This window comes from Parabacteroides sp. AM08-6 (genome assembly GCF_003473295.1).
GTDB lineage: Bacteria > Bacteroidota > Bacteroidia > Bacteroidales > Tannerellaceae > Parabacteroides.
Map to the genome: position 1 here is coordinate 42609 of NZ_QRMP01000030.1, position 8668 is coordinate 51276.

Sequence of the window (8668 nt, forward strand, 5' to 3'; positions counted from 1 at the left end):
GAAGGCAAAGGTAGTAAAATGTACTTATCAAAGTAACTTTTTGCTCATAGATTCCTTTATGTACCACCAAGATAAACGGATACTCCCTTTGAGATTATCCTTGGCCGACTGCATTTTACCGGATTCCTTATACAATTCCGGAGAGCAAATTTGTACACCGATATGCTTGGAGCAACTACCGGAAAGAAGATACAGGCAGCCGTTCCCGCATAGTATCTTCAAGGTTCCCTGTTTTACGGCAAAGGCTATCACGTCAGAGTAATCAATCGAAAGCCCTGAGGAAAACTGAAAAGCCGAATCTGTCAGCCTAACCTGATGCAATACTATGTAAGGGCGCATTTGCCAACATAACTCGGTAATACTGGCAGACTCAAGTTTTTTCAAGAAATGCAGAACAAACAAGCTCTGCAGCGCTGTTATAGATAAAGGTAATTCCATATCTCATATTTATGGCAAATGTATAATCTGCCTTCCAACAATTCCCCGGTTGGATAAGTTATTAAAGAAGCGTGGGAACTATCGATATACTTTTGATCGAGGTACCTCGAAAAACCTGCAACTGACAGCATATCAAAATAGCCCTCCCACGCTCTTTTTATCCTGAATACACTCATAAACAATTTTGTGCATGACAAGAAAAAGAACATGAACGCCTTTTGTTGCTATTATTCACCAGTTGCTTGAAAGTTTCGAGGTTTCAATCAAAGAATAATATATCCAAACGCTTATGTTTACCAAAAGTTTCGTACAAACGATAACTCCTTATCTGACAATTGTACCCCACAAAGATAAAAAGATTAATTCATATAAAACATATTTTTTATACGATAGCTGTTCCATATCGACAGCAGGGGATGATTTATTCATTCGGAAGAAATTGCAGTGCCACAGGCATGGCATTGTTGTGCCACCGTATTGGCACTGGAGTGCCATGCCTATGGCACTGGTACTTCGTCGCAAGGAAATAAAATAGGGTTCCCCAGTTTGTTTCGAATACCACTTCTTTTATTTATCTTTACACCCTGAACAAATGTAAAGCATGAAATCACTATTTATTTTAACGTCAGCACTGTTATTCGCAACAAACGTGCTTGCCGAGGACAACCCTCTTTGGATGCGTTACCCGGCAATATCTCCGGACGGCTCGGCCATTGCCTTTACTTACAAAGGCGACATCTATACCGTCCCGGCAAACGGTGGCAAAGCTACCCAGTTGACAACTCATCCCGCCCATGACACACAGCCGGTCTGGTCGCCCGACGGAACAAAGATTGCGTTTGCTTCCAACCGTAACGGGAACTTCGACGTATTCGTCATGGATAAAGACGGCGGCACGCCCAAGCAGCTCACCACCCATTCGGCCAATGAATATCCGCAGACTTTCAGCGACGCGACTCATATTCTTTATTTGGCTTCTATCCAGCAGGATGCAAAAGACAGCCAGTTCCCTTCCGGTATCTTTACGCAGATTTATCAAGTAAGCACGGAGGGAGGACGCCCGGAACTTTATTCGTCGCTGGCCATGCAGAGCCTGGCATTGAACAAACAGGGCGACAAATTGCTCTACCAGGATGTAAAAGGGTACGAAGACCCGTGGCGCAAGCATCACCAATCGTCCATTACGCGCGACATCTGGTTGTGTTCGCTCGGCAAAGACCGTACTTATAAGAAAATAACAAGTTTCCGGGGTGAAGACCGTAACCCGGTATGGGCTTCCGATGGTAATTCGTTCTATTACCTGAGCGAAGAAAAGGGAAGTTTCAATATCTTCAAAAACGATTTGACAGGAAAGAACAGCCGGCAGATTACCACGCATACGACTCATCCGGTACGCTTCCTGACTTCCGACAATAATGGAAACCTATGTTACGGATACGACGGGGAAATCTATACGGTAAAAGAAGGGGGACAGCCTCAAAAGATTAATATCCGGATTGTTTCCGATAAGTTGGAAAACGACTTGATTCATCAACTCAAAGCGAGCGGAGCTACCGATATTGCCATTTCTTCCAATGGCAAAGAGGTGGCATTCATCGTTCGTGGGGATGTGTACGTAACTTCCACGGAATATGAAACGACCAAACAAATCACCAATACGCCGGAACAGGAACGCGACCTGGACTTCAGCCCGGACGGTCGCTCGCTCGTTTATTCGGCAGAGAGAAATGGTATCTGGGGTGTCTACCAGAGCAGCTTGGTCAGGAAAGACGACAAATACTTCACCTACGCACAAGAACTGAAAGAAGAACCGCTGGTTGTAACCGATAAAACATCTTTCCAACCGATGTATTCTCCTGATGGTAAAGAGGTGGCTTTCCTGGAAGACCGGACTACATTACGTGTCATCAACCTGAAAAGCAAACAGGTTCGGACCGTGTTGGACGGCAAATACAACTATTCCTATGCCGATGGTGACCAACATTATCAATGGTCGCCGGATAGCAAATGGTTCCTCGCCAAATACATTGACATAGGTGGCTGGAACAATACAGATGTCGCCTTGGTGAAAGCCGACGGCAGTGGCGAAATCACCAACCTGACGGAAAGCGGTTATTCCGATAGCAATGCCAAATGGGTATTGGATGGGAAAGCCATGATTTGGTCGTCCGACCGTGCCGGCTATCGCAGCCACGGCAGCTGGGGAGCGGAAGAAGATGTCTACATCATGTTTTTCGACGGTGAGGCCTACGATAAATTCCGCCTCTCCAAAGAGGAAGAAGCTTTGATGAACGAAGAAAAGGAAAACAAAGACAAGGATAAGGACAACAAGGACAAAGACAAGAAAGAGAAAGACAAAAAAGATAAAAAAGAGAAGAGCAAGGACGAAGACAAAAAGAAGGACGAAAAAGACGACAAGGATGATAAAGCTGTCGAACCGCTTAAATTCGACCTTGCCAACCGGAAAGATCGCGTGATGCGCCTGACGGTAAACTCCTCTTTCCTGGGTGACGCCGTCCTGACTCCGAAAGGGGATAAACTGTATTATTGCGCGGCTTTCGAAAGTGGTTATGATTTGTGGGAACACAACTTCAAGGAAAATACGACCAAACTGCTGATGAAAGGTGTCGGAGGCGGTAGCATGTTCATCGACAAGAAGGGTGAAAACATTTACCTGATATCCGGAGGACAACTGAAGAAAATCGAAATAAGCGGCAGCAAGGAAAAGTCGATTGGCTTCCGGGCCGAGTTCGCTTACCGCCCGGCTAAAGAGCGGGAATATATCTTCCATCATACTTGGCGCCAGGTATTGGACAAATTCTACGACCCGACTATCCACGGTATCGACTGGAAAGGATACGAACAAGCTTATGCCCGCTTCCTTCCTCATATCAACAATAACTTCGACTTCCAGGAGATGCTTTCCGAAATGCTGGGTGAACTGAACGGTTCGCATACGGGAGCACGCTACTATTCCTCTTCTTCCAGTCCGGCTACGGCTTGTCTGGGAGCCTTCTACGACAAGACATATACGGGCGACGGACTGAAAATAGAAGAAATCATTGCCAAAGGTCCGCTTACGAAAGCCGACACTAAAATAAAGCCGGGCTGCATCATCGAGAAGATTGAGGGAGCGACAATCAAAAGCGGGGAGGATTATTATCCGCTTCTGAATGGTAAAGCGGGTAAAAAGGTTTGGTTGTCCGTCTACGACCCTGCTACTAAAGAACGCTTTGAAGAGCAAGTGAAACCGATAACTTACGGTGCTCAATCCGACTTGCTTTACAAACGTTGGGTAGAACAGAAACGGCAACTGGTGGACAAATTGTCGAATGGAAAAGTAGGTTATATACATATAAAGGGCATGAATAGCGAAAGCTTCCGTGAGACTTATTCCGAATTATTAGGCCGTTGCCGCAATAAAGAAGCGGTGATTGTGGATACTCGCCACAATGGAGGAGGCTGGTTGCATGACGACTTGGCTACATTGTTGAGTGGAAAGAATTATGCGAAGTTCATGCCGCGCGGACAATTCATCGGGAACGACCCGTTTAATAAATGGCTCAAACCGTCGTGCGTGCTGGTTTGTGAAGACAACTATTCGAATGCACACGGTTTCCCGTGGGTGTACAAAACATTGGGAATCGGTAAACTCATCGGAGCACCTGTGCCCGGCACTATGACTGCCGTTTGGTGGGAATCGCAGATTGACCCGTCCATTATATTCGGTATTCCGCAGGTCGGTGTACAGGATATGCAAGGCAATTACCTGGAGAACCATGAACTGGAACCGGATGTGGAAATCTACAACACACCGGAATCTCAATTGAAAGGTGAAGACCAACAATTGGAAAAGGCGGTACAGGTGATGCTGGAAACAGTCAAATAAGAGAAAGGAAGAAGAGGGTGCACTTCACAGTTTAGCACCCTCTTTTTTTTACATTTCCCGGAAGGATATACTATCTTTGCACAGCAAAAACAAAATATCATGAATACAGAACGATTTACGCTTAATTCTTTGTTTATCTATACCGTAGCAATCCTCTTTTTCTGTAGCCTGTCCACAGGATGTTCTCTTAAAGAGAAGGACTTACAGGCCGGTGCCTGGTCTCTTTCGTATAATGCGGAAACAAATGGCATCGACATTAAGAAAGGAGAAAAACTGATTTATGAAAATCTGTATGCTTCCTACAAATTGTCGGACCAAACAATCTCTAACCGGGATTATTCCAAACGGGCAATTACAACGAAGGCGATAAACAACAAGTTCGGCGAAGGCTTTCTCTACCAAATTACTTATACGGACAAGAAACTTCCTTCCCTGGTGCAATCGTTCTATGTATATCCCGGTAAAGATTACGTGTTGACCGAATTTGTATTGAATGATAAGGCTGGCGTATCCTCCAATTATATGGCGCCTGTCTGTACAGACAAACTCCCGGAAGTAACAGGTGAGAAGAAAGAGAACAGGCTTCTTTTCATTCCTTTCGACAACGATAAATGGATACGATACCAATCACATCCGCTGGATACGGATAGCCTGACCAGTTATGAAGTGACCGCAATATTCAACAATAACAGCCGCAACGGATATATAATCGGTTCCGTTGAACATGATAATTGGAAATCCGCCGTCACAATCAATCATAAAGGAAGCGCAGGCAAAGAAGGCTCATTGACTTGCTACGGCGGTATTGCCAACGAAACGACACGCGATGCCAAACCGCACGGAGCCTTAAAGGGACAGGAAATTAAATCTCCTTTGATACTGATTGGTTATTTTGACGATTGGCGCAATGGAATGGAGGAATATGCTAACGCCAATGCCACAATAGCACCTCCCAAAGAATGGAAGAAGGCAGTGCCTTTCGGATGGAATAGCTGGGGCGTTTTGCAATTCAACCTGACTTATCCGAAAGCGTTGGAAGTATCGGATTATTTCAAGAACAACTTACAAAACAATCATTTCGTCAATCCGGACAACACGTTATATATCGGTCTGGACTCCGGATGGAATAGTTTCACGGAAGAAGAACTGAAGGCTTTTGCTGATAAATGTAAGGCCAACGGACAAATTCCGGGTGTTTATTGGACTCCTTTCACAGACTGGGGACGTAATCCCGAACGCGAAGTACCGGATGCTCCCGGATATTTCTATAAAGATGTTTATCTATATGTCAACGGACAACCGCAGGACTTGGATGGAGCATATGCTGTAGACCCGACTCATCCGGCTATCGAAACGATGATGAAAAAGATGTCCGAACTGTTTCACCGCATTGGTTTCGAATACGTCAAGATGGACTTTATGACGCACGGCGCTATGGAAGCCGACCGGTGGTACAATCCTGAAATAACAACGGGTATACAGGGGTATAATTATGGGATGCAGCTCTTGAATAAGTATTTTGGGGATATGTACATCAATTTGTCTATCTCTCCCATTTTCCCGGCTCACTATGCACAGTCCAGACGAATAGCTTGCGATGCCTGGAATAAAATGAAAGACACGGAATATACGCTGAATGCGCTATCGTACGGCTGGTGGCAGGATGGCGTATATCAATTTAATGATGCCGACCATATTGTCCTGCGTGACGCTACCGACGGAGAAAACAGAGCGCGTATCACATCAGGGGTAATTACCGGTATCTATATCACCGGTGATGATTTCAGTGCCGGAGGCGGAAAAGACGGAAAAGAAAAAGCAGCACGATATCTGACAAATGCTGAAGTAAATGCGGTAGCTACCGGCGTTGCATTTCGTCCGGTGGAAGGGAACGGAGAGCAATCGGAAAACCAATTTATCCGAATGGAAAAAGATGGAAGTTGTTACTATGCTTTCTTCAACTATCAGGATAAGGAGCAGAAAATATCTATTCCTTTGGAACGACTGGGATTGGATTCCACGAAGGAATATCAGGTGAAAGAGTTATGGAGAGGTACGGAAACGGTAACTGAAGGAAAACTGGAGGTAGTTGTTCCGGCTTTGGATGTCTTGCTTTTTCACTTGAAATAATCAGAAGTCTTTCACAAAGATTTTAGGAATTTATCTCCTTCTTTTCTATAAGGAACAAAAGAAGGAGACGAAAAACGGGACTGTAAAGTCAACTATAATCCCATGAAAGATAGAGACAAAAACCAAATCTTTTCCCGAATACCGGGTAATAATCGGTAAGGTTGTATCCATCGTTGTCGCTCCTCCGGCACAGATAGGAGCAAGACGTCCGAAATATTTCGCAAATAACGGAGCACCTAATAAGGCTAATATTTCCCGGATAATATTAGCAATCAGGGCTATCGTTCCTAACTCTGTTGCCATCTGCATGCCGAGTGATGCCTCTTTCAACTGAGTTATCAAAATGGACGACAGGGAATAGTAAGCAAAACCGCTCCCTACTGCCAGGCAATCGAATACACTCCACTTACTGATAAATAGCCCGACAAATGCCGAGGCTGTCAATGTTCCGATAATCGTAGCCAACGGAACAAGCAGTAACTTCGGACGGATACTGCCCAGAATATCTTTCAGCTTCTTATCGCTCCCAATGCTGAGTCCAACCTGAAACATCAGCAAATAAAGCACATACATGGTTATATCATTTTCCAGAATAAAAGCCGGCAAACTGCCACTCCATCCCAATAAACACCCTAAAACAAAAAAACCGACTACAACCAGACTTCCTTTCATCGACGGCTCCTTTCCTTAAAAAACAGCGTGTAGACACCCCAAGCAGCCAAAACACTTCCGGCTGTCCCGGCAACGGCTATCAAAAGGGCTTGCCCGCCCAATGTAGCCAGATTATCCATTATAGCTTCATTGGCTCCTACCGATATACCCAGCAAAAAGAGAAGAAGTAAAATTGTATATGAAATAGTTTTTCCCATCTTCTGCAAAAGTGCAAACTTACGCAAAAGGTATCCCACAGCAATTCCACCAAACATAATTCCTATGACTGTAAACATAAAAGGAAACGATTATTTTAACTTTATGCATCAAAGATACATATTCTCCGACAGAAAAGATGCCGTAAGGAAAAGAATAAACAGAACAAGGATAGAAATAAGAAGACCCATGAATAACCTAAATAACCAACGCCGGCGTTTCGCCCGGTGCTCCAAGGCAATACGTTCCATAATCTTTTGGTCGAATTCATGGCTGAGAGGAAGAAGCTCTTCGGCTTCGGAAGTTTGAAACCAGGTCTGATAAGGACGAAATTCAGGCGGAATAAGCTGAGTGGAGAAAAAACACCGTAATTCCCGTTCCTCTTCCACGGTAGTGATACATCTCCAGTACTTATCGAGTAAAATATGTATCCTGCTATTATCCATCTTTCCTTTTCTATATTGTTACCTGACGGGGAAATACTCCTTTCCCTTGGAAGAATAGTTCTCATTACCGGAATAATATTTCTTGTCTTCGGAACAAGAAGAAACAGATTGCAACGCCATATTGCGTGTCATCATCAGGCAATAAGATGGAATATCTTCGATGACCATCCAAGTTGCCTGTTGGTCCCAAACCTTCAACATTGCGTTCTGCACAATCTGTTCCGACAAAGTCTTATCACCTGTTATCCGAAAAGCGACCCGGTTCAGATTATCCTTCAAAGGCAGTATCCGTTTTATAAATTCGTCTGTTCTCATCTCTTTTATATAGACGAATCAGGGAAGAGGAAAGTTGCAATTTTTCTGCATTTTTTTTGATGATAAGTAAAAATAGCATATATATTACTCTTTTTCATTATATTTGCTCCAAACTGAAATAAAGATAGAACATGTTATTAACAACAACTAACAACATCGAAGGGAAAGAAATCTCCCAGTATTTTGGGATTGTTTCCGGTGAAACTATCATTGGAGCTAACGTCATCAAAGATTTCTTTGCAGGCATACGCGATATAGTAGGCGGACGTGCCAGTTCATATGAAAGCGTCCTCCGCGAAGCCAAAGAAGCTGCTTTGCGGGAAATGAGCCAACAAGCAGCTCAATTAGGAGCTAATGCCGTCATAGCAGTAGACTTGGATTACGAAACTGTGGGAGGTAGCGGAAGCATGTTGATGGTCACAGCGGCAGGGACTGCAGTACGATACCAATAAAAGAGTATTTAAAAATTCCATAGCGGATTACTGAGAAACAGTGGTTCACCTTGGAACCATCCTCTCTTAACCTATCCCCATTAAAATCAGCCCCTTAGAATCAGAAAAGGAGTCAGCCCTTCGACCAACTC

The 8668-nt window shown here is 44.2% G+C and carries 8 protein-coding genes; 3 read left to right on the forward strand and 5 right to left on the reverse strand.

Going from position 1 to position 8668, the window contains the following annotated elements:
• Positions 1-27: 27 nt before the first annotated feature.
• A complete protein-coding gene (locus DW103_RS14990; RefSeq protein WP_122277574.1) occupies positions 28-438 on the reverse strand; it encodes a hypothetical protein in 411 nt (136 codons plus the stop codon).
• A 601-nt stretch (positions 439-1039) separates the two neighbouring features.
• Here DW103_RS14990 and DW103_RS14995 point away from each other — a divergent pair.
• Positions 1040-4327 carry a S41 family peptidase gene (locus DW103_RS14995; protein ID WP_122277576.1) on the forward strand — a complete coding sequence of 1096 codons (3288 nt, stop codon included), beginning with the start codon at positions 1040-1042 and terminating at the stop codon, positions 4325-4327.
• A 99-nt stretch (positions 4328-4426) separates the two neighbouring features.
• Positions 4427-6457, forward strand: coding sequence for an alpha-galactosidase (locus tag DW103_RS15000; protein ID WP_158576704.1), 2031 nt, complete (start codon positions 4427-4429; stop codon positions 6455-6457).
• A 45-nt stretch (positions 6458-6502) separates the two neighbouring features.
• Here the strand turns inward: DW103_RS15000 and DW103_RS15005 are convergent, their stop codons facing one another.
• Genes DW103_RS15005 through DW103_RS15020 form a run of 4 tightly spaced genes read right to left on the reverse strand, consistent with a single transcriptional unit; the run spans position 6503 to position 8085 of the window.
• Positions 6503-7129 (reverse strand): lysine exporter LysO family protein, encoded by a 627-nt coding sequence (locus tag DW103_RS15005; protein ID WP_122277578.1) that lies wholly within the window; start codon positions 7127-7129, stop codon positions 6503-6505.
• A complete protein-coding gene (locus DW103_RS15010) occupies positions 7126-7404 on the reverse strand; it encodes a LysO family transporter (RefSeq protein WP_122277580.1) in 279 nt (92 codons plus the stop codon). Before DW103_RS15010 ends, DW103_RS15005 begins: the two co-directional genes overlap by 4 nt.
• 30 nt (positions 7405-7434) lie before the next feature.
• A complete protein-coding gene (locus DW103_RS15015; RefSeq protein ID WP_122277582.1) occupies positions 7435-7770 on the reverse strand; it encodes a hypothetical protein in 336 nt (111 codons plus the stop codon).
• 18 nt (positions 7771-7788) lie between these two features.
• Positions 7789-8085: an RNA polymerase subunit sigma-70 gene (locus DW103_RS15020; RefSeq protein ID WP_233545707.1), complete on the reverse strand. Its 297-nt coding sequence runs from the start codon at positions 8083-8085 to the stop codon at positions 7789-7791.
• A 131-nt stretch (positions 8086-8216) separates the two neighbouring features.
• On the opposite strand from DW103_RS15020, the gene DW103_RS15025 reads away from it, so the two are divergent.
• Positions 8217-8537 carry a YbjQ family protein gene (locus tag DW103_RS15025; RefSeq protein WP_122277584.1) on the forward strand — a complete coding sequence of 107 codons (321 nt, stop codon included), beginning with the start codon at positions 8217-8219 and terminating at the stop codon, positions 8535-8537.
• The last annotated feature ends 131 nt before the right edge of the window (positions 8538-8668 follow it).